Here is a 20,606-nt window from a genome sequence, read left to right as displayed (position 1 = left end):
CGATTGAAACGGCGCCCCTTCGCCGAGCGGGCGGAGCAGGGGAGGTGTGCGTGACCGGAGGACGCGAGCTCATGTACGACATCAATTCGGGTCTGATCGCGCTCGCGCTGCTCCTGATGATGCTGGCGGCGATGTGGGTGGGCAATCGCCGCGGCCTCGCCCGCCATGCCAGCGAGAACGAGGAGAGCCGGTCGCAGACGCTCGCGGTGCAGGGCTCCCTGTTGGGTGTGCTCGCATTGCTGCTCGGCTTCACCTTCAGCCTCGCGCTCGCCCGCTACGACGACCGGTCGCGGGCCGTGGTGGACGAGGCGAACGCCATCGGCACGGCGCAGTTGCGGGCCGATCTGTTGCCGGAGGCGTTGGCGGTCGAGGCCGGCCAGCTCTTCGACCGATACATCGAGCTGCGGATCACCGCCGGGGCTGTCGCGGTGGTGGAGGAAGACGAGCGCGCCGCCCTTCTGGCGGAGTCCGAGGCGGTGTTCGCGAGCCTCTGGGAGCTTGCGATGGTCGCGAACGAAGAGCAGCCGGGCCCGGCGAGCGTTTCCTTCGCCTCCGCCCTCAACGACATGATCGACAGCTATGCGGTGCGGGATGCAGCGCTCGACCGGCACGTGCCTGAGATCGTGCTGATGCTGCTCTACCTGACCTTCGTCTTCCTCGGCGCGATCCTGGGCTACGCCGCAGGTGTGACGGGCATCCGGCCCGGTCCGCCGGTCCACGCAATGGTGGTGCTGATCGTGATGCTGGTCTTCGTGATCGTGGACCTCGACCGGCCGCGGCGCGGACTGATCGCCGTGGATCAGTCCGCGCTTCTGGCCATGGCGCCCTAGGCGGCCTTGCTCTCGTCGAGGAAGGGGTAATCGGTGTAGCCCTCGCGCCCGCCACCGTAGAAGGTGGAGGGGTCAGCCTCGTTCAGCGGGGCGTTCACCTCCAGCCGATGCGGCAGGTCCGGGTTCGCGATGAAGGGCACGCCGAACGCGATGGCGTCGGCTTGGCCCTCGCCGACCGCCTCGATGGCGAGCGCCCGGTCATAGCCGTTATTGGCGATATAGGCGCCGTCAAACGCCTCGCGCAGCGGCGCGGTGGAGTGCCCCTCGGCCAGATCGCGCGGGCCGCCGGTCTGGCCTTCCACGACGTGGATATAGGCGAGGCCATATTCGTTGGCGGCGTTCACCGCCTCGGCGAACAGGGCCATCGGGTCGCTGTCCTTCAGCCCGTTCATCTCGGAGAAGGGGGAGAAGCGGACGCCGGTGCGCCCGGCGCCGAACTCCTCGGTCACCGCGGCGAGGACCTCGCGCAGCAGGCGCACGCGTTTCTCGATCGAGCCGCCGTACTCGTCATCGCGCTGGTTCGCACCGTCGCGCAGGAATTGGTCGATCAAGTAGCCGTTCGCGGCATGGACCTCGACCATGTCGAAGCCTGCTTCCTTGGCATTGCGGGCCGCGACGCGGAAATCGTTCACGAGGCGCTTCACCTCCGCCGTCTCCAGCGCACGTGGCTCGGAGACGTCGACCATCTGCTGACCGTCGAAGGTCTGCGCTTCGGCCTTGATCGCCGAAGGTGCCACCGGCGGCTGGCCGCCCGGCTGCAGCGAGGTGTGCGAGATGCGGCCGACATGCCAGAGTTGCAGCGCGATCTTGCCGCCCTTGGCGTGCACCGCGTCGGTCACGGCCTTCCACCCGGCGATCTGCGCGTCGGAGTAGATGCCGGGCGTCCAGGCATAGCCTTTGCCCTCCGGCGTGACCTGCGTCGCCTCGGTGATGATGAGGCCCGCGCCCGCGCGCTGCGCGTAGTAGTCGGCGTGGATCTCGTAGGGGGCGTCGTCCTCGGCCCGGGCGCGGTTGCGCGTCAGCGGGGCCATGAACACCCGGTTCTTCAGCTCGACGTCGCCGATGGTGACCGGGGTAAAGAGTGTCTCGTCCGACATGGGTCCTCCTTCAAAAAGCAAACCAATCGGACTGCGGAGATGGCCCGCTGCGAAGGCTGCTTCAACCCGGCGGACTGCGGCGAAACGCGTTGTTCGCAGGGGCGGGATTATCGATGGTTCAGCGCTTCCCACACGCGGACGGGGGTGTAGGGCGGGGCGAGATCGTGGACGTCCGCCAGCGCGAGTGCGTCCATCACCGCGTTCGCCGTCGCCCCGACGGCGGCGACGGAGCCCGCCTCGCCGCAGCCCTTCAGCCCCAGCGGGTTCGAGGGTGTCGGCAGCTCCACCAGCTCCACGTCGAAGAAGGGCAGGTCGGCGGCTCGCGGCATCCGGTAATCCATGTAGGAGGCGGCGAGGGGCTGGCCGTCCTCGTTCCAAACCATGGCCTCGCCCAGCACTTGGCCGATGCCTTGCGTGACGCCGCCATGCACCTGTCCGGTCACGATCATCGGATTGATGACGCGGCCGAAGTCGTCGACGACGGTGTAGCGGGTGAGGCGGACCTCGCCCGTGTCAGTGTCCACCTCGACCTCCGCGATATGGGCGCCGTTGGGCGTCGTGGTGATCTTGTCGTCCACGGCGCCGGTGGCGGTGAGGCCGCCGGCATGGGCCGCGACCTCCTGCAGCGAGGCGGCGCGGTCGGTGCCCGCGATGCGGATCGCGCCGGCCTCCCGGTCGAAGGCGAGGTCGGGGCGGGCGACCTCCAGCAGTTCCGTCGCGGCATCGAGGGCGGCGTCCACCAGCGCTTCGGAGGCGCGCAGGAAGACCCGGCTCGCCTGAACAGCGGAGCGGGAGCCGCCGGTGCCGCCCCCATCGGGCAGGGCGGCACTGTCGCCCGCCTCGATCCGGACACTGTCGAAGGGAACGCCAAGCTGGTCGGCGATGACCTGCGCCCACGCGGTCTCATGCCCCTGGCCGGAGCTCTGCGTGCCGACATGGGCGAGGATGGTGCCGTCCGCCTGCATCTCGATCCGCCCGCGCTCCACCGGGCCGCCGCCGGTGCGTTCGTAGTAGTAGGCGAGGCCGATCCCGGCGAGGCGTCCGGCGCTGCGCGCCGCCTGCGCCCGCGCGGGGAAGCCCGCCCAGTCCGCCGCCGCGATGGCCTTGTCGAGCACGGCGGGCGCGTCGAGTGCGTCGAACTCGATTCCACCGGCGGTGGTGTAAGGGATCTGGTACGGGCGGATGAGATTGCGCCGCCGGATCTCCACCTGGTCGAGCCCGATCCGCCGGGCGGCGGCACTCATCAGCCGCTCCATGACGTGGAGCACCTCGGGCTTGCCCGCGCCGCGATAGGCGTCCACCGGTGTGGAGTTGGTGACGACACCCTCGACCACGTGGTGAACGGCCGACACGTCGTAGACGCCGCCGATCAGGTGCCCGGAAAACATGGTGTGCACGGCCGCACCGTAGCCGGGCGTGTAGGCCCCAACATTCGACGTGGAGTGCCAGCGCAGGCCGAGCAGACGCCCCTTGGCATCGAAGGCGCCCTCGGCCCGCGTGTGCAGATCGCGGGCCTGCACATCGGCGAGAAAGGACTCGCTGCGGCCCGCGGTCCATTTCACCGGCTGGCCGGTCTCCTCGGCCAAGGCGACGGCGAGGCTGTACTCCGGATGATTGATTAACTTCATGCCGAAGCCGCCACCGACATCGGGGGACAGCACCTGCAAAGTGTCGGCGTTCCGGGCGAGGTCGCGGGTGATGTCGTTGCGCGCGGCGTGGACACCCTGGTTGCTGACCCAGATCCGTGTCGCCTCCCCACCGGGATCGACGACGATCCCGCGCGGCTCCAGCGCGTTCACGACGAGCCGCTGGTTCGTGATCGCCACCTCGACCACGGTCTCGGCACGCTCGAAGGCCGCGGCGGTCGCGGCCTCGTCCCCGACCTCCCACCGAAAAAGCCGGTTGCCCGGCAAGTGCTCGTGCAGATCCGGCGCATTCGAAGCATTCAATGTGTCGACATTTGCGCAAACATCATCGACCTCAACGCGAATCAATTCGGCCGCATCCATCGCTTCTTTCACGCTATTGGCGAGTACGACAGCGATCGGCTCGCCGACATAGCGGACCTTTCCGCGGGCGAGATGTGGTTGCGGCGCCGCGCCGAAGGGCCGACCGCCGACCCCCATCAGCGGCATGTCGGCATCGATCGGATGGATGCGCCCCGCGATGTCATCGGACATCCACACCCGGACCACGCCGGGGGCTTGCCGGGCGTCGGATATGTCCACCTCGCGCAGGTGGCCGTGCGGCACGTCCGAGCGCAAAACATGCATAAAAAGAACAGTTTCTGGTTGTATATCGTCGACGTAGCGGCCCGCGCCCGTGAGGAACCGGACGTCCTCGCGACGCCGGACCGGCTGGCCAATTCCGAACTTCATTGCGTGCCCCTTCTGCAACGCCGCAGGCTGACGCTACGGACGGATCATTCTGCCGCTTTCGCGCCACATTGGCTAACTAACCGTTTTCCCAATGCCTTGGTGCCGGGAAAAAAGAATTAGGAAAGTTGAAAATCGAAGCGGAATCGATGTTAACTCGACAGGTCACGCGATGAGGGACGCGGGGCGACGATTCGTGGGGGATCAACGATGAAAGCCGATGATCGGCTCATGGTGCTTCTAACGGCGGTGGTTCTGGTCATCGCAGTCGGCACAATGGCACAACGCAGCGAATTCATTATGGCCGCTTTCGGCTCCGTCGACGCCTACGAGGCTGTCGAGGACGAGTACGATGTTCGGGCCGGGCGCACGCAGACGCTGGACGTTCTGTCCAATGACGTGAACGTGGCCCAGGGCGATGCAGATCGCCTTCTGATTGTTGAAAACCCGGTTTGCGGCACCGTGCGCCGCTCGGGCGGGCAGATCGAGTACCTCAACTCGGACGCCTGCTCCGGCCAGGTCGTCTTTACCTACTGTGTGATCCAGGGCGACACCTGCCCGAGCGCGCAGGTCCGGCTGTCGGTCGCCCTCCCCGACGCGCTGCCGAACCGCAGCAACGCGGTTGCCGACAGCAACTCCGCGTTCCCCACGCTGCGCGCACCGTCGCTCGCCGCTCCGAACTCCAATGTCGGCATCGCGCCGGCGGACGCGCTGGCGTCCATCCGCAATCGTAATGTCCAGCCGGTGCAGATCGGCCGCCCGATGCAGGGCTCCGGCTCCGGCCTCGACCGGCAGGAGAGTGCGGCTGTCACCGCGCGCGGTCTCGCCTCCAGCGGCTTTGGCGCGCCGAGCCTCGATATCGACGGCAGCGCGCCGACGCTGCGCCGCGGCTCCGCGCCCGAGCGCATCGCAGTCGGCCGCCCGGCCGCGCCGCAGCTTGGCAGCGTGAGCCGCGACTTCGCAGCCGCGTCGCCCTCGCCGTCCCGCCCGAGCCTGGGTGGCGGCCAGCAGATCGCGTCGCTTCCGAACGCACCGGACGCGTCCAACGCACGTCCGTCCGCACCGTCCCTGCCGCAGCGCCCCGGCGCCGGCGGCACCGCACCGCGCCTGGGTGGCGGCGATGCCGACAGCGCCCCGGTGGCGCGTCCCGGTCTGCCGTCGCAGCCCCGCGTCGCAGCGGTCGAGCCCTCCGCGGCCAATGTTCAGGGCGCGCGCAGCGGCGGCAGCCTGACGCTCCGCTCCGTGACGTCCATGTTCCGCCCGGCGCCTGCCGCACCGCGGCCCGAGGCGGTCGAGAGCCCGCGCGTCGCGGTGGCCTCCCAGACCAGCGCGGCCCGTCCGCAGGTTCAGGGCACGGCCAGCCTCAGCAATGCAGGTGTCGTGACCGAGCGCGCCGCGCAGATCATCGTGCCGCTCGCATCCGACAGCGCGTCCTCGCGCAGCGGTGAGTCGCCGCAGGCGCCCTCGCTGCCGGTCGAGCAGCAGGTCACCGCACTCGGCCTGCCGCAGTCGCCGCGCGCACCCAGCGTCAACAACTCCAGCGACAGCAACGAGGTCCGCACCGCGGCCCTCACGCCGGCCGAGCCGACGGTTCCCGAGGTGAACGAGACGCCGACGACAGACGCGGCCGTCGCGACCTGCAGCGCCAACATGATTGCTTCGGCCAAGCTGGGCGAAGTGCTCGCCGTCACACTGACGTCCGAGTGCCGGCCCAACTCGCTGGTCACGATCGGCTATTCCGGTCTCGAGGTCGACAGCGTCACCGACGCGAACGGCCAGCTTCAGATCGACCTTCCGGCCTTCGACGAGGAGACGACCATCTCGGCGCGCTTCGTCGACGGGGCCGAGGCGGAAACCGACATCGTCGTGCGCGGCATCGACCGGGTTGCCCGCGTCGCGATCGCCTGGAACGGCGACATCAATCTCGACCTCCACGCGCTGGAGTACACCGCAGCCGAGGGCAGCGACGGTCACGTGTGGGAGCAGAACCCGCGCAGCTACCGCGACTCGCGCCGGAACGGCGGCGGTTACCTGACGCAGCTCGGCCTGCCGGGTGCGCGCCAGGTGGAGGTCTACACTCTTCCTGTGTCTCGTCGGACACAGGCGGGCGTCGTCAACACGCAGGTGCGTGTCTCAGAAGGCGCAGAATCCTGCAATGACCGGGTCCAGGTGCTGTCTCTTTACAACAACCAGGCACTGACTTCGGACCGTGACACCGTCTCCATCGAAACGGCGGGTTGCGGAACGGACGGGGACATCGTGTCATTCTCATCGGCAGTGCGTGATATCACCGTCGCGCAGCGCTGATACGACGATGGACTACATATTAGCAGCGTAAAAGGCGCCGGAACCGGCCACAGGAAAGATGAGGGACTTAGGGATGAAACTGAGTAAGGTTGTCCGCGGCACAATCGGTCGAGTGGGGCTCGCGGCCGCGCTGACGTTGACGACCGCACCCGTGGTTGCACAGCAAGTCACCCTGCAATCGTATGACGGCTCGATCACCCTGCGTGGTGATCTGGTCGAGTTCGATGGGCAGAACTACCTGATCCGATCGGCGATCGGTGACATCACCATCGACGCCTACCAGGTCTCCTGCGAAGGCACGGGCTGCCCCGATCCGTCGCTTCTGGTGTCCGAGTTCCGCATCGCGGGCTCCGACACGATCGGCGGCGACCTGATGCCGGCACTGGTCGAAGGCTACTCCTTCGCACTCGACGCCGACATCGCGGCAAACCAGCTGAACGCCGACGGCTCCCGCGCTCTGGCCATCGAGGATCTCTCGGGCGGCAAGATCGCGGATGTGGAGATCGCCTCCGCGAACTCCGGCGCGGCGTTCCAGTCGCTCCTGGAAGGCTCCGCTTCGATCGGCATGGCGTCCCGCCAGGTGCGTCCGCGTGAGGCGCAGGCCTTCGACGCGGCCAATCTCGGCAACATCACGGACCCGACGCAGGAATACATCCTCGCGCTCGACGGTCTGCTGGTGGTAACGTCCCGGACCAACCCGGTGCGCAATCTCTCCCTCGAGGAGATGGCGGGCATCTTCTCCGGCGACATCACCAACTGGTCGCAGGTCGGCGGCGCGAACGCTCCGATCAACGTCTACAGCCGTGAGGCCGGCTCCGGCACCCGCGGCGTGTTCGCCAGCACCGTGCTCGACCCGCTCGGCCTCGAGATGACGTCGAACGCACGCGTGATCAACGACAACGCGGACCTGTCCGACGCGGTCGCCAACGATCCGTTCGGCATCGGCTTCACCTCCTACGCCAACGAGCGCAACGCTCAGGCCGTGGGGATTGAGGAGGTCTGCGGCATCGTCACCGAGCCGTCGGTCTTCAACATCAAGGCCGAGGAATACCCGCTGGCGCGTCGTCTCTACCTCTACACGACGAACCAGACCCTGCCGAACCACGCCCGCAACCTGATCGACTTCGTGAGCTCCGATGCCGCGCAGGACATCATCGCAGACGCGGGCTTCATCGACCAGGGCATCTCCGGTGCCGCGATGAACGAGCAGGGCCTGCGCCTCGCCTCCGCCATGCTGGCGGCCGAGGATGCGGAGCAGCTGACGGATGTGCGTGACTTCGCCTCCCTGATGCTGAACGCCGAGCGTCTGTCCACCACGCTGCGCTTCCAGCCGGGCTCTTCGCTGCTCGACGCGAAAGCACAGCGCGACGTCGTGCGCGTCGCGGAGCAGCTCGCCCGCGGTGCCTATGACGGCAAGGAAGTGATGCTGGTCGGCTTCACCGACTCGATCGGCCGTCCGGACCTCAACCGCGCGCTGTCCGAGCGTCGCGCCGAGCAGGTGCTCGAGGCAATCGTTCAGGCCGCACCGGCCGGTTCGCTCGACGATCAGCAGATCAACGTGCTGGGCTTCGGCGAGATCTCCCCGGTGGGCTGCAACGAGACCTTCCAGGGCCGCCAGGTGAACCGCCGCGTGGAAATCTGGATCCGCGACCGCGTCTGATCCGGACCTCAGAGAAACAGGAAGCGGCGCCCCCCGGGGCGCCGTTTTCGTTTGGGGTCAGAGATAGCCACCGGCGCGCAGGCTCACTTCGTGCCCCTTGCCGACGACGATGTGGTCGTGGAGCACGATGTCGAGCGGGCGCAGGGCGGCTTCGATTGTGCGGGTCATGTCCACGTCCGCCTGGCTGGGCGTGGGATCGCCCGAGGGGTGGTTGTGGACGAGGATGAGGGCGGAGGCGCCGAGTTCTAGCGCGCGCCGGGCGACCTCTCGCGGGTAGACCGGAACGTGGTCGACGGTGCCGCTCTGCTGCACCTCGTCGGCGATCAGGATGTTGCGCCGGTCGAGGAAGAGGATGCGGAACCGCTCCGTCGGCGCGTGGGACAGCACGATGCGGCAGTAGCGGACCAGCGCGTCCCAGGAGGAGATGACCTCCCGCCCCATCACCTCGGCCCGGGCGAGGCGGTGGGCGGCGGCCTCGACGATCTTCAGCTCCTGCACGACGGCGTCGCCGACCCCTTGCACCTCGGTCAGCCGTGCGGTGGGGGCGGAGATCACGGCGTTGAAGTCGCCGAAGCGCGCCATCAGGGCCTTTGCCAGCGGCTTCACGTCCCGGCGCGGGATCGCGCGGAACAGCACCAGCTCCAGCAGTTCGTAGTCCGGCAGCGCGTCGGCCCCGCCCGCCATGAACCGTGCACGCAAGCGGGCGCGGTGGTTCACCTGGTCGGGCCGTGCGCCTGTGGCCGGGAACGACTGCGGCGCTTCGGAGAAGCCGGGCAGGGGCGGAGCATCCTTCATGCCCCGCAGGCTCATCCAGCGGTGGTTAAGGTGGGCTTAACGGGAGAAGTCGGGTTCGTAGAGGCCGCCGGGCGAGAGGGTGAAGATCTCGCACCCCGTCTCGGTCACGCCGATCGAGTGCTCGTACTGCGCGCTCAGCGACCGGTCCTTGGTCACGGCGGTCCATTCGTCGGCGAGGATCTTGGTCTCCGCCCGGCCGAGATTGATCATCGGCTCGATGGTGAAGAACATGCCGGGCTCCAGCACCGGACCGCGCCCGGGCCGTCCGTAATGCAGCACGTTGGGCGCCGAGTGGAACTGCCGCCCCAGCCCGTGCCCGCAGAAATCGCGCACGACCGAGCAGCGCTGCGCCTCGGCGAAGCGCTGGATCGCGTAGCCGATGTCGCCGAAGGTCTTGCCGGGCTTCACCGCGGCGATCCCCTCCATCAGCGCGTCATGCGTGATGCGGATCAGACGCTCCGCTTTCCGGCTGGGCTTGCCGGCCCAGAACATGCGCGACGTGTCGCCGTACCAGCCGTCCAAGATCACGGTCACGTCGATATTGAGGATGTCGCCGTCCCGCAGGACCTTCGCCCCCGGAATGCCGTGACAGACCACGTGATTGATCGAGATGCAGGAGGCGTGCTGGTAGCCCTTGTACCCGATGGTGGCCGAGAGGGCGCCTGCCGCCTCGATCTTGTCCTGGATGACCCGGTCCAGCTCCCCGGTCGTCACGCCGGGCTGAACGAGCGGCCCGATCTCGTCGAGGATCTGGGCCGCGAGGCGGCCCGCCTTGTGCATTCCGGCGTAATCCTCGGCGGCATGGATGTTGATACCGTCGCGGTTGGTCTGGATTGTACGGGGCTGGTCCATGAGTGTCATCGGGGGTCCAAGAGCGGGTTTGGCAGCAATATAGGCAATTCACCGCCGAATGACAGGCAGGGCGCCCGCGAGCTGAACACCATCTGGTGAAATGCGGGTTCCATGACAGATCATCTCCACCCCGGTGTCCGCGGCGCGCTCGAACGCCTCCGCATAGGCCGGGTCGAGATCGGCGGCCATCGCGATCCTATCACAATCCGTACGTTGTATGACGTAGAGCATGACGGCCCGCTCCCCGGCGGCGACCCGGGCGGAGAGCTCGCGCAGATGCTTGGCGCCTCGAGTGGTCACGCTGTCGGGAAACTCGGCGAGGGTGTCCTCCCGGCGGAGGTGGACGTTCTTGACCTCCAGCCAGATGTCGGGGCCCGGCCCGCCCGAGAGGTGGAAATCCACGCGGGAGTTCTCGCCATACTTCACTTCGGGCCGGATGGTCTGCCAGGGCGCGAGCTCCGGGATCGCGCGGGCGCTCAGCGCCTCGCCGACGATCCGGTTGGGCACGCCGGTGTCGATGCCCGCGAGGTGCCCGTCCTCCAGCTCGATCAGCCGCCATGACCATTGCAGCTTCCGCTTCGGATCGGTGGCGGGCTGCAGCCAGACCCGCGCGCCGGGCGTGGAGACGCCGAGCATCTTGCCCGGATTGGCGCAGTGCACCGTCACCTCTCGCCCATCCTCCAGGATGACATCGGCCAGGAAGCGCTTATACCTGCGGAGCAACGTGGCGGGGACGAGGGGCGGATCGAACTGCATCCCCTCCGCCTACAGAAGAAACCGGAGAAGCGCCATGCCCACCGCCGCCATGCTCGTGATCGGGGACGAGATCCTGTCGGGCCGCACCCAGGACGTGAACGTGCAGGTGCTCGCCCAAGCGCTGGGGGCCAAGGGGATCGGGCTGGCGGAGGTCCGAATGGTCCCGGATGTGGAGGCGGAAATCGTGGGCGCGGTGGATGCGCTGCGCTCGAAATACGACCACGTCTTCACTTCCGGCGGGATCGGCCCTACGCACGACGACATCACCGCCGACTGCATCGCCAAGGCGTTCGGCGTCGGCATCGACGTGCGGGAGGATGCGCGCGCGATCCTCGCCACGAACTACGCCGATCCGGAGAACGACCTGAACGAGGCGCGCCTGCGCATGGCGCGCATCCCCGATGGGGCGGCGCTGATCGACAACCCGATCTCCAAGGCGCCGGGCTTCACCCTCGGCAACGTGCATGTGATGGCGGGCGTGCCGAAGATCTTCGCCGTGATGGTGGAGAGCGTGGTCGCGACGCTGGAGGGCGGCGCGCCGCTGATCTCCGAAGAGCATCGGGTGGAGTCGGGGGAGGGGGACCTCGCGGCCCCGCTGGCGCAGATCGTGGCGCGGCATCCCGAGGTGTCGATCGGCTCCTACCCGCGGATTGTGGACGGGCGCTTCCAGGTCAACGTCGTCGCGCGGGCTGTTGATCGCGCGAAGCTCGACGCGGCGATGGCCGACATCCGCACCCTCTGATCGCCCTACCGCCCGCCGTGTCGGGGTGCTATCAGGCGAGGACTGCGGACGTGGCGGAATCGGTAGACGCAACGGACTTAAAATCCGTCGGCCTCGGCCATGTGGGTTCAAGTCCCACCGTCCGCACCATTTTTTGTATGTCGGTTGGCGAGGGGGATGCCCCGGCTCTGATGCCCGGGCGTCAGGATGACGCCGCTTCGACGTCTCCTAGGGAGAGCAGCTTCTTCGCGAAGCGCCCCGCCTTGCCGCCGCTGCGGATCTGCTGAAGGAAGGCGCGGACGGCGGGATCGTCCAGCCTAGCGCCAGTCTCGACATGTAGTTCGAAGAGCAGTTCTAGCATGGCGCCGAGCTCGCGGGGCGGCTCCTCCGGATCGAAGCGCAGGAGCCCCGTCATGACCGCCCGGACGAAGGCAGCGTGGATGCCGGACAGCGCCGCGAGATCGCGGAACGCCCGCAGCCAGCGACCTAGCGGTAGCGCGCCGATGGCGAGGAAGGGCCAGAGCTGCGCAGCGAAGGCATCCGGTGGGATCCGCCCTTCCTCCACCAGACCCGAGATCGCATCCACGGCGAGGTCTGTCACGGATCGGTCGGCGGAGGCGAGGTAGTAGCCGAGCGTGGCGAGCGCCAGCGGTCCGGTTGGTGGGTCCGGCCGGAAGAACGGTTCGAGAAAGGCGCGGCAATGGTGATCGGTCAGCTTCTGATCGGTGTCCAGCGCCAGAACCGCGACCGCGAAGAACGGCTCCATGTGGCCGGGCCAGACGGTGGACGACCAGGCGATGTCCTCAAAGGAATGCCCACAGGGGTTGGCGTGGAGGTAGCTGTATTCCGACTTCAGATGGAACAGGCTGGAGGCGAATTTCTCATTGGCGTCGGTGGACGGTGGCGTGACCTCGACATCGATCACAGGCCAGATGTAGGGGGTGCTTGATCGGGTTGTCACGTTCAGCGAGAGCGCGGTGGGTGTCCCGCCGCCCGCAACGGGTGCTCCGACGAGGCGGACGATGTCGGGATCGGCTGCATCCGGCGACCGGGCAGCCCAGGCCGCGACCCAGAGCGCGGCATCGCTTTCGGGTGTCACAGCGGCGCCCAGCGCGAAGGCGAAAGCGCGCTCTGGCTCCGATGTGCCTTCGAGCCGATCCAGGGCGGCCTGCCGACCCTCGGAGCTCAAGCGCATCAGGGCGAGCGCCAGGTCGCGGCGCGGGATCGAAGCTCCACTATACGCCGCCAGGCGCTCGACCAGATCGGCAGGGTGAACGCGGCCACTCGTGTCGGATGGCAGGGACAGGAGCGGCCCGGACAGGCCAGCGCGCAGGCCGGCGAGCACATCCTGATTGCGACGGGCGAAGACCCAAGTGAAGCCGTCACGGGAGATGCCGTCGTGACACCCCTTGGGAACACGACCGGCCATGGTGTCATCGATGGTCTTCCCCTCCACCCACGCAACACCGGTCGCTGCGAGCGCCGTTCGGAGCTCCACATCACCGGGCCGCTCCAGCAACTGGCGGCAGCGCTTGGCGACGGGAGAGAGCTTGTCACTCGCCAGAGCCTCGACGCCGAACCGGGCGATACCATCGACGGCTCGTTCGACCGTGAAGGGATCGCGGCAGTTCTCCAGCACTTCGAGGAAGAGTGTGATCGCGTCGTCCACCGTCTGCACCGGCTCGATCTGAATGGCCGTAGCGCCTTGAGCGGCGGCAGACGGCAGCGGTTCCGCTGGCTCGCGGAGCGCCGCGCCGACCATCGCGGCAAGGCGGGGTCTTAGCGAGGGCGCAACGGCGTCGAGATGGGCCGCGAGGATCACCTGAAGCTCCGGATCCTGCACGGCATTCAGCCGCTCGATCAGGTCGAGCGCCCGGGCCTGAACGTCCGCGGCCTCGGAAATCAGCGCAGTCGCTGCCAGCCTTGCAACCTCGGACGCGCGATCCGGCGCCCGCTTCACAACCGAGGCGAGGATCTGCATCGCGCCCGTCACGGTGGATTTCTGCCGCGCCTGCAGCGCCGGGCCGATCTCGGCCAGCACGTCGTCGGCCTCCAGCCTGCCCGCCTTCTCCAGCACCTTTAGGGCCTTCAGGACGAAGGACACCGTCGGCGGGATCGGGCTGGAGACCAAACGCAGATAGCGCGCCGAACGCTCGGTCATTTCCTCGAGCGAGGGATCGAGCGCAGTGTGAAAGCGCGAGTACCAACCGGCGCGAAACTGCCCGAAATCGCGCTCCAGCGCGTCGAGCGAGGCGTCGAGCACGCGCGACCGGTCGAGCGTTCCGGCGCGGCTCATGTCCAGCAGAACGGTCGCCCACTGATGCTCCGGCTGGGTATACTTGTCGACCGCGGCGAGGCTGAGATCGCCGCCCCCCTCGACCTCGAAGAACCGCCAGACATCGTGGCTCGCGAAACGCGGCTCCTCTGCGGCGAGCCGCGCACCGCCGCCGTGGGCGTAGTAGCCGAGGATGAGGTGGTCGGTCTCGGGCCGGGTGCACAGCCCCTCCCGCCAGAGCGGAGCGACCTGCCAGACGAGATAGGCGGAGCCCTCGATCAGGTCGGCAACGTAGCGGTCAAGCCAGCTCGGCCGCAGTGCCCGCATCACCTCGACCAGATCGATCTCGCGCGGCAAGCTGTGAAAGCCGTAGGGCTTCAGCTCGGACGGGGTGCCCGTAGCCAGCATCGCGATCCGCAGCGCGTCGTGGTCCCGAATATTCGGCGGTGCTGGAGTCTTGGCCGCGAGGGAGAACTCGGCACGCCAATACGCCTTCCATAAGGCGTTGACGGGCTTGGAGAGCTTCCGCCGCGTCGCCTCGTCCACGGCTGCGAAGCGCGTCAGCGCGGTTGCTGCCTTCGCCGTACTTGCGAGTTCGAGCGCCTCATCTTCCGTCACGTCCGGCCTCCATCGCCATATCGACTGCGAGCGCGTGCTTGCAGGGCCCGCGCGCTGTCTTGTGCTTCGCATGCCAGGGGCAGGTGCAGCTCAGAGCGTCCCCGGAGAGGCGCAACTCGTGGACCACACCGTCGGATGTCACCTTCGCGCTGTCGGTGCCGAGCTCCACCGCGCCCGCTTCGACTAGCGCCCGCGCCGCCTTCAGCCGCGGGTTGAGGCGCTCCATCCGGTCGAGGCGGAAGGGTAGCACCCGGTGGAAATAGGCCCCGGTCGCGAGGTCGAAGCCGACGAGCCCTTCGGCGGCGGCCCGCGCCAGCGCCCGGTCCAGTGTGTCCGCCGCGAGTCCCGTCGCCTCCGCCAGCTCCGCCGGAACAAGTCGGTCCTGCCAGTGGAACTGGGCTCGGAGTGCCGCCACGTCGCTCTCATCAGCTCCGGCGAGGTCCGACAGGAGCCCCCCGTCGCCCGAGAACCCGCGCCACGGCTCGGCATTCAGAACGAGAGTGAGCCGCTGGGCGCCGAGGACGAGTACCCAAGCGGTGCTGCCCGTTGCATCGTCGATCCAGATCTCCATCTCGTCCGCGAAGGGCATCAGCGGCTCGAGCACGCGCAGCCGGTGCCCGCCCCGTAGCGGTACTGCCCCATCGGACTGCCGGGCGGATGTGCGCAGACCGCTCGCGGTCACCGTGATCCACTGCAGGTGGTCGGTCTTGGAACGCGGTTGGGCCCGCAGGAACCGGTGCGCAGCGATGCGCGGCACGTTCGCGGTACGGCGCATCCGCACGAGGTGGACCTGCACTTCGCCGAAGCCGCGGATCCAGCGGAGGGGAAGCGGCACCTTGCGCTCCACGACCGCAGCACTCTCATGCGAGATGCCGACGCTGTCCTCCCCGATCGTGATATCGAGGGTGCTGTCTCGGCGGACACGTGCGAGGGCGGCGCGAAGCTCGGGGCCGAAATCGACATTCGTGGTCCCGTTCCGGTGCTCCGCCACGTCGAGCGCATCGTCGCCGAGGTCGAGCCGGATATAGGCGCTGCAACAGGCGGAGAACCCCTCGAACCGCACCGCACCGGGGCTGACAGTCGCCACGGGATCCGCCTCGCGCAGGATCCGCGCGAGCATCGCGGGCGGCACGTAGAAGCGGGAGCCCACGATCTCGGACACCGCGCGCAGGCTTCGGGCCGTGACATCGGGAGAGAGCGCCCTTGTGACCAGAAAACCTCGGGGAACATCCGACGCGTCGCCCTCGCTCGCGAGCCGCAGCCACGTGCCGGAGGAGGTGGCCTCCAGCTCGGAGCGCGTGCGGTAGGTCAACCGGTGTTCGAGCATGGACGGATCCGTTCGGCGGCAATGACGACCCGGATCTCAGACCAACTTGACCGATCGCGCAACGACGCGAAGCACGTTGAAAGCATTTAGAAACTCGCCGTCGCTTGCGCACAACAACGCGGTTGCGCGGCGCGGTTTTCGAAGGGCCCGATCGAGCCGTCAGCGGGCGAGCACGGCGCTCCACGCATAGCCGCGATAGAGCGGGCGGAAGGTGCAGGTAACGCCGTGGCGTGCGGCGAGGTCAGTCAGCACCGCCTCCATGTCGCCGCGCGGCGTGACGTGGAACTTGGCGAGCCAGGTGCGGAGGATGCTGCGGAACCAGGCCGGCAACCGCGCCTGATCGCCGAAATCGACGATATGCAGCCGACCGTCGGGGCCGAGGTGGCGCAGCGCCTGCTCCACGGCGGCAGGCCAGTCGGGGATCATCGACAGCGAATAGGACAGCACGATCCGGTCGAAACGCTCGACGCCGAAGAGTACGCTGCCGTCAAAGGTGCAGGCGTCCGCGGCAGCGAGCCGCGCCCGGTCGCCCAGCTTCACCTCGGCCGTCCGCAACATCTCCCGCGAGATGTCGAGGCCGTAGAGCGAGACGCCCGGATAGCGCGCCCCGATCCGGGCGAGGTTCCGCCCGGTGCCGCACGCAACCTCCAGCACCGTCTCGCCCTGCCCCGGTGCCAGATCCTCGATCAGAGTGTCGCGGCCGAGCAGGAAGTAGCGCCGGGTCAGGTCGTAGAACCGCCGCTGATAGCGGTAGGTCGCGTCCATCAGGGCGCCGTGGGAGAGGCTCTGATCGCTCACACCTTGGCTCCGAGGCGGTAGAGATGCACGCCGCCATAGATGGCCGAGCGGTCGGCGCGGAAGGCGGCTGCGGAGGCCTCCGCATCGTAGTGCCACTGCCCCAGTACCGCCGGATCAACGCGGCCCGGCAGGATGTCGGCGGCTCCGCCGGTGCGGAAGATCACTCGGGCCCCGGGCCGGGCGGTGCGGGTGATCTCGGACCAGAGGGCCGTGAGCTGCGCGTCGGTCATCCAGTCCTGCGCGTCGAGCAGGACATAGACGCTCTTGGACTCCGCGGGCTGTTCGGCCAGCAGATCGGTGAGGCTTCGGTTATGGACCTGCACGTGCGCCGCGCCCTTGCGAACTGTGCCAAACGCCTCCCGCTCCAGATAAGGCGGGACGGAGCGAGGCTCCTCCCGCTTGTAGCCACGGTTGAAGGCGGCCCAGGCGAAGTAGTTCTCCGCAATCGGGAAATCGCACATCAGCCGCCGCACCCGCTCCCGCAGCACCGGCATAACATTGCCGTCCCCGTCGGCGGCGAGCTTGTCGTATTGCGCCGGCGGAATGCCGAGGCCGAAGAGCGAGGCGCGCCGCCGCCCCAGCCAGCGCACCGCGCGCTTTTCGAAGAGCGGGGCGACCTCCGCTTCGAAGACCTCCCGCTGATCCTCGAGCGTCTTAGCAGACAGCACCCGCCGCAGGTCCGCGCCGCCGAGCCGGGCGAGGAGATGCGCGAACCAAAGCGTCCGGCCGAGCAGGCCGTAGGCGTAGAAGTTGTTGGCGAACATGTTGATGTTGCGCCCGCGCAGGCTCCGCCCTTCCCAGTAGGCCCGTGCCTCCGTATCGAGCCGCGGAGCCAGCTCCTCGTCATAGGTGCGCACGTTCGCGGCCCGATCCGCGTGGCCGAAGAAGCGGTAGAACGTGTCGAAATCCGGCAGGTGCCGCGCGCCCGCGAGCTTGAGCCGCAGCAGCGCCACATGGGCCGCCGACAGGTCCACCGCAGTGATTGAGCGGGGCTCGGCGGTCAGGTAGGACATCACGTTGCAGCCGCCCGAAGCGATGCAGACCATATCGTCCCCACGGGTGAGATCGAGCGCGGCCATGTCGGCCACCGGATCCTCCCAGATCTGGGCGTAGACGAGGCCGCGGAACAAGCGGGAGAAGACGCGCTCCAACAGCCCCTCGCGGCTGAGTGCTGCGTTCTGGTGGACGGCGGCCGCGCGGGTCGCGTCCATGTCCGCGGTCTGGATCGTCATCTCAAGCCTCTTCCTTCTGTCTCGTGCGCCGGCGCTTCACCCGGCGGCCCTCGCTGTCGCGCGGGGCGTCCGCCACCGCCTGCCGCCGCCGGTGGCGCGCGGCCCAGTCGAGCAGGCGCAGCGAGCCGTCCTCGCGCTCGATCACCGCCGTGCAGCTCTCCACCCAGTCGCCGGTGTTGACGTAGAGCAGCCCGTCCATGTCCGCGATCCGCGCGGAGTGGATGTGCCCGCAGACGATGCCGTCATAGCCGCCGCGCCGCGCCTCGTCAGTCAGCACGGTCTCGTACTCGCTGATATAGCTGGTGGCGTGCTTCACCTGCGCCTTCGCCCATTTCGAGAGCGACCAGTACTGCCCATTCCAGAGCCGCCGCGTGTAGTTCACCCAGGTATTGAGCCAGAGCGCCGCGTTGTAGGCGCGATCGCCGACATGGGCGAGCCATTTGGCGTGCATCACGATCGCATCGAACTGATCGCCATGGGTCACCAGCAGGCGGAGGCCCGAGGCGGTCACGTGATCCGCCCGCTCCACGACCTCGATCCCGCCGAAATGCACGCCGTAATAGGATCGCACCATCTCGTCGTGATTGCCGGGAATGTAGAGGATCCGGGTGCCCTTCCGCGACTTTTCCAGCAGGGCCTGCACCACGTCGTTGTGGCTCTGCGGCCAGCGCCAGCCGCGCCGAAGCTTCCACCCGTCGACGATGTCCCCGACGAGGAAGATCGTCTCCGCATCGTTGCCGTTCAGGAAGTCCAGAAGGAGCTCCGCCTGGCAGCCGCGCGTGCCCAGATGGATGTCCGAGAGAAAGATCGTGCGATACCGCGCCATGACCCCCAACCGATAGCTGTGCGCAACCTATGGCTGTGATATGACGGATCAATGACATCCCGGGCGCCATTGCAAGGGCCTCACGAGGAGTTTGGGTGGGGCCTTCTGAACAGCGGACCGGCACGGATCCGGGTGGTGGGCGGTCGGGCGCGTCGGCCTCCATCCCTTTGAGCATCTTGCAGGAGCTCCGAGACGCTCCAAGCAACAATGCGGCCGAGTACCGGCCGAGATCGGCACCTGTGACGCGGAAGCATCAGTATGTGTGCAACCTCTTCTCCTCTGAAAACGGGCTGACGTCACAATTCTCCGCCCGTCGCGCGGCAAACACTCGTCCCGCGCTGCCCGAACCGTACGTTCCAGCCACCGACTCTTGTTGACAAGGCTCCGTCCGACCGGCGATCTAGGCTTTGCTGGTGCCTGTTTGACGCAGGTGAAAAGGGAATGCCGACCGCGGGCCATTTCGCCCAAGGAAACGCAGCCGCCCCCGCGACCGTGACCGGAGAGGGGTCCTCGCACCACTGACCATGAGGTCGGGAAGGTTGGACCGCCGACGGAGCCCCAGGCTCCGACATCCGCAAGCCGGGAGACCTGCCAGCCGATCGATGCCAACCGGACGGGGTGCTCCGGTGACGGGCTGCCGCCGAACCGGCCCGCCATCCTGACCCTGGCCCCCTTTTGAGGGACCATGATGACGACTTCCAACCAAGCCGAGGGCGCGATGCTGACGCCCGTCGAGGTGCTGGTCTGCACCACCTGCCGACAGGAGGGCGCCGTACCGGCCGAGGGCGAGACGCGCCCCGGCGCCATCCTGCTCGACCGCCTTGCGGGGCGCGATGCGCCCGAGGGCGTGACCGTCCGCGCGGTCGAGTGCCTGTCCAACTGCTCGCGCGGCTGCACCGTGGCGCTGCGCGGCGAGGGGCGCTGGACCTATGTCTACGGCAATCTCGACCCCGAGGCGCATGCCGACGTGGTGCTGGAGGGGGCCGCGCTCTATCGCGCCGCCGCCGACGGCCTCGTGCCCTGGCGCACCCGCCCGGAGCACTTCCGCAAGAACTGCATCGCCCGTATCCCGCCCCTCACCCTGCCGGAGGCCGCCGAATGAGCACGCTCGAAAAACTCCCCGTCTCCGTCATCACCGGCTTTCTCGGCTCGGGCAAAACGACCCTGATCCGGCATCTGCTCGAGAACCCGCAGGGTCGCCGCCTCGCCGTCGTGGTCAACGAGTTCGGCGATGTCGGCGTCGATGGCGAGATACTGAAGGGCTGCGCCGATGAGAACTGCCCGGCGGAGAACATCCTGGAGCTCGCCAACGGCTGCATCTGCTGCACCGTGGCCGACGACTTCATCCCGACGATCCAGCAGCTCATGGCGCTCGACCCGCGGCCCGATCACATCCTGATCGAGACGTCGGGGCTGGCGCTGCCGAAGCCCTTGCTGAAGGCCTTCGACTGGCCCGACATCCGCTCCCGCATCACGGTCGACGGGGTGATCGCGCTGGCGGATGCGGAGGCGGTGGCCGCGGGCCGCTTCGCCCCCGATGTGGACAAGGTGGAGGCCCAGCGCCTCGCCGATGACAGCCTCGATCACGAAACGCCGCTGTCGGAGGTCTTCGAGGACCAGATCTCCTGCGCGGACATCGTGCTGCTCACCAAGACCGACCTTGCCGGCGCCGAAGGCATCGCGAAGGCGAAGGGCATCGTGGCGGAGGAAGCGCCGCGCACCCTGCCGGTGATCGAGGTGGCCGAGGGCCGCGTCGACCCGCGCGTGATTCTGGGGCTGGAGGCGAAGGCGGAGGACGACCTCGATGCCCGCCCCTCCCACCACGACACGCCGCACGACCATGACCACGAGGAGTTCGACAGCATCGTCGTCGACCTGCCCGAGCAGACCGATCCGCAGGCGCTGGCCGAGCGCATCGCGAAGATGGCCGAGGAGCAGAACATCCTGCGGGTGAAGGGCTATGCCGCCGTCGCGGGCAAGCCGATGCGTCTGCTCGTCCAGGCGGTGGGCGCCCGCGTGCGCACGCAGTTCGACCGGCCCTGGGCCGCGGATGAGGCGCGGCAGGGACGGCTCGTCGTCATCGCCGAGCACGACGACATCGACCGCGCGCGCATCACCGCCGCGCTGACGTAAGGAC

Annotated in this window: 16 protein-coding genes, 1 tRNA gene, 1 pseudogene and 1 riboswitch; of the genes and pseudogenes, 7 read left to right on the top strand and 11 right to left on the bottom strand. The window is 68.1% G+C overall.

Annotated elements, in window-relative coordinates; all coding sequences use genetic code 11:
* Nucleotides 1-50: 50 nt before the first annotated feature.
* Nucleotides 51-830 (top strand): bestrophin-like domain, encoded by a 780-nt coding sequence (locus I0K15_RS06490; RefSeq protein WP_196104579.1) that lies wholly within the window; start codon nt 51-53, stop codon nt 828-830.
* Here the strand turns inward: I0K15_RS06490 and I0K15_RS06485 are convergent.
* From I0K15_RS06485 to I0K15_RS21260, 3 genes and pseudogenes are all read right to left on the bottom strand, one after another.
* The gene (locus tag I0K15_RS06485; RefSeq protein WP_196104578.1) at nt 827-1,927 is read right to left on the bottom strand and encodes an alkene reductase; all 1,101 of its coding nucleotides are present in this window, start codon (nt 1,925-1,927) and stop codon (nt 827-829) included. The two genes, I0K15_RS06490 and I0K15_RS06485, sit on opposite strands and share 4 nt — an antisense overlap.
* A 107-nt stretch (nt 1,928-2,034) precedes the next feature.
* Entirely contained in the window at nt 2,035-3,840 is a 1,806-nt protein-coding gene (locus tag I0K15_RS06480) for a xanthine dehydrogenase family protein molybdopterin-binding subunit (RefSeq protein ID WP_230374318.1), read from the bottom strand.
* Nucleotides 3,841-3,966: 126 nt separating this feature from the next.
* Nucleotides 3,967-4,200 (bottom strand): annotated as a pseudogene (locus I0K15_RS21260) (xanthine dehydrogenase family protein molybdopterin-binding subunit); the annotation flags it as partial.
* Between the two features lie 312 nt (nt 4,201-4,512).
* Here I0K15_RS21260 and I0K15_RS06475 point away from each other — a divergent pair.
* Nucleotides 4,513-6,609: a hypothetical protein gene (locus I0K15_RS06475; RefSeq protein ID WP_196104576.1), complete on the top strand. Its 2,097-nt coding sequence runs from the start codon at nt 4,513-4,515 to the stop codon at nt 6,607-6,609.
* Between the two features lie 73 nt (nt 6,610-6,682).
* Nucleotides 6,683-8,269, top strand: a complete 1,587-nt coding sequence (locus tag I0K15_RS06470; RefSeq protein WP_196104575.1) for a substrate-binding domain-containing protein — start codon at nt 6,683-6,685, stop codon at nt 8,267-8,269.
* 57 nt (nt 8,270-8,326) lie between these two features.
* Here the strand turns inward: I0K15_RS06470 and radC are convergent, their stop codons facing one another.
* Genes radC through sfsA form a run of 3 tightly spaced genes read right to left on the bottom strand, consistent with a single transcriptional unit; the run spans nt 8,327 to nt 10,672 of the window.
* Nucleotides 8,327-9,064 carry a RadC family protein gene (gene radC / locus I0K15_RS06465; RefSeq protein ID WP_230374316.1) on the bottom strand — a complete coding sequence of 246 codons (738 nt, stop codon included), beginning with the start codon at nt 9,062-9,064 and terminating at the stop codon, nt 8,327-8,329.
* Nucleotides 9,065-9,100: 36 nt separating this feature from the next.
* The gene (gene map / locus I0K15_RS06460; RefSeq protein WP_422394007.1) at nt 9,101-9,925 is read right to left on the bottom strand and encodes a type I methionyl aminopeptidase; all 825 of its coding nucleotides are present in this window, start codon (nt 9,923-9,925) and stop codon (nt 9,101-9,103) included.
* A 39-nt stretch (nt 9,926-9,964) separates the two neighbouring features.
* Nucleotides 9,965-10,672 (bottom strand): DNA/RNA nuclease SfsA, encoded by a 708-nt coding sequence (gene sfsA, locus I0K15_RS06455; RefSeq protein ID WP_196104573.1) that lies wholly within the window; start codon nt 10,670-10,672, stop codon nt 9,965-9,967.
* 34 nt (nt 10,673-10,706) lie between these two features.
* Between sfsA and I0K15_RS06450 the strand changes: the two genes are divergently transcribed.
* Nucleotides 10,707-11,414 (top strand): competence/damage-inducible protein A, encoded by a 708-nt coding sequence (locus tag I0K15_RS06450; RefSeq protein WP_196104572.1) that lies wholly within the window; start codon nt 10,707-10,709, stop codon nt 11,412-11,414.
* 44 nt (nt 11,415-11,458) lie between these two features.
* Nucleotides 11,459-11,543 (top strand) — tRNA-Leu (locus tag I0K15_RS06445).
* Between the two features lie 52 nt (nt 11,544-11,595).
* On the opposite strand, the gene I0K15_RS06440 is transcribed toward I0K15_RS06445, so the two are convergent.
* The 5 genes from I0K15_RS06440 to I0K15_RS06420 form a co-directional block, all read right to left on the bottom strand.
* Nucleotides 11,596-14,286, bottom strand: coding sequence for a DUF6493 family protein (locus tag I0K15_RS06440; protein WP_196104571.1), 2,691 nt, complete (start codon nt 14,284-14,286; stop codon nt 11,596-11,598).
* A complete protein-coding gene (locus I0K15_RS06435) occupies nt 14,273-15,598 on the bottom strand; it encodes an SWIM zinc finger family protein (RefSeq protein WP_230374315.1) in 1,326 nt (441 codons plus the stop codon). The genes I0K15_RS06440 and I0K15_RS06435 overlap by 14 nt, the downstream gene beginning before the upstream one ends.
* Before the next feature lie 174 nt (nt 15,599-15,772).
* Nucleotides 15,773-16,378: a class I SAM-dependent methyltransferase gene (locus I0K15_RS06430; RefSeq protein ID WP_196105391.1), complete on the bottom strand. Its 606-nt coding sequence runs from the start codon at nt 16,376-16,378 to the stop codon at nt 15,773-15,775.
* Nucleotides 16,379-16,407: 29 nt separating this feature from the next.
* Nucleotides 16,408-17,643, bottom strand: a complete 1,236-nt coding sequence (locus tag I0K15_RS06425) for a BtaA family protein (protein WP_196104569.1) — start codon at nt 17,641-17,643, stop codon at nt 16,408-16,410.
* A 1-nt stretch (nt 17,644) separates the two neighbouring features.
* On the bottom strand, nt 17,645-18,469 hold the full coding sequence (locus I0K15_RS06420; RefSeq protein WP_196104568.1) for a UDP-2,3-diacylglucosamine diphosphatase: 825 nt from the start codon (nt 18,467-18,469) through the stop codon (nt 17,645-17,647).
* Between the two features lie 394 nt (nt 18,470-18,863).
* A riboswitch (cobalamin riboswitch) is annotated at nt 18,864-19,079 on the top strand.
* Between the two features lie 78 nt (nt 19,080-19,157).
* Here I0K15_RS06420 and I0K15_RS06415 point away from each other — a divergent pair.
* Both I0K15_RS06415 and cobW read left to right on the top strand, forming a co-directional pair.
* Nucleotides 19,158-19,571: a DUF1636 family protein gene (locus I0K15_RS06415; RefSeq protein ID WP_230374314.1), complete on the top strand. Its 414-nt coding sequence runs from the start codon at nt 19,158-19,160 to the stop codon at nt 19,569-19,571.
* Nucleotides 19,568-20,602 carry a cobalamin biosynthesis protein CobW gene (gene cobW, locus I0K15_RS06410; RefSeq protein WP_196104567.1) on the top strand — a complete coding sequence of 345 codons (1,035 nt, stop codon included), beginning with the start codon at nt 19,568-19,570 and terminating at the stop codon, nt 20,600-20,602. Before I0K15_RS06415 ends, cobW begins: the two co-directional genes overlap by 4 nt.
* Nucleotides 20,603-20,606: the final 4 nt, after the last annotated feature.

Origin of the sequence: Pontivivens ytuae, from assembly GCF_015679265.1 — a bacterium.
Classification (GTDB): Bacteria; Pseudomonadota; Alphaproteobacteria; order Rhodobacterales; family Rhodobacteraceae; genus Pontivivens; species Pontivivens ytuae.
This window is presented reverse-complemented; position numbering and strand designations above follow the sequence as displayed.

Excerpts from the sequence above, each read along its gene's own strand:
- I0K15_RS06470 (WP_196104575.1), top strand. The coding sequence starts at position 6,683 with ATGAAACTGAGTAAGGTTGTCCGCGGCACAATCGGTCGAGTGGGGCTC.
- sfsA (WP_196104573.1), bottom strand. The coding sequence starts at position 10,672 with ATGCAGTTCGATCCGCCCCTCGTCCCCGCCACGTTGCTCCGCAGGTAT.
- map (WP_422394007.1), bottom strand. The coding sequence starts at position 9,925 with ATGACACTCATGGACCAGCCCCGTACAATCCAGACCAACCGCGACGGT.
- I0K15_RS06475 (WP_196104576.1), top strand. The coding sequence starts at position 4,513 with ATGAAAGCCGATGATCGGCTCATGGTGCTTCTAACGGCGGTGGTTCTG.
- I0K15_RS06430 (WP_196105391.1), bottom strand. The coding sequence starts at position 16,378 with ATGGACGCGACCTACCGCTATCAGCGGCGGTTCTACGACCTGACCCGG.
- I0K15_RS06420 (WP_196104568.1), bottom strand. The coding sequence starts at position 18,469 with ATGGCGCGGTATCGCACGATCTTTCTCTCGGACATCCATCTGGGCACG.
- I0K15_RS06450 (WP_196104572.1), top strand. The coding sequence starts at position 10,707 with ATGCCCACCGCCGCCATGCTCGTGATCGGGGACGAGATCCTGTCGGGC.
- radC (WP_230374316.1), bottom strand. The coding sequence starts at position 9,064 with ATGAAGGATGCTCCGCCCCTGCCCGGCTTCTCCGAAGCGCCGCAGTCG.
- I0K15_RS06425 (WP_196104569.1), bottom strand. The coding sequence starts at position 17,643 with ATGACGATCCAGACCGCGGACATGGACGCGACCCGCGCGGCCGCCGTC.
- I0K15_RS06415 (WP_230374314.1), top strand. The coding sequence starts at position 19,158 with ATGACGACTTCCAACCAAGCCGAGGGCGCGATGCTGACGCCCGTCGAG.
- cobW (WP_196104567.1), top strand. The coding sequence starts at position 19,568 with ATGAGCACGCTCGAAAAACTCCCCGTCTCCGTCATCACCGGCTTTCTC.
- I0K15_RS06485 (WP_196104578.1), bottom strand. The coding sequence starts at position 1,927 with ATGTCGGACGAGACACTCTTTACCCCGGTCACCATCGGCGACGTCGAG.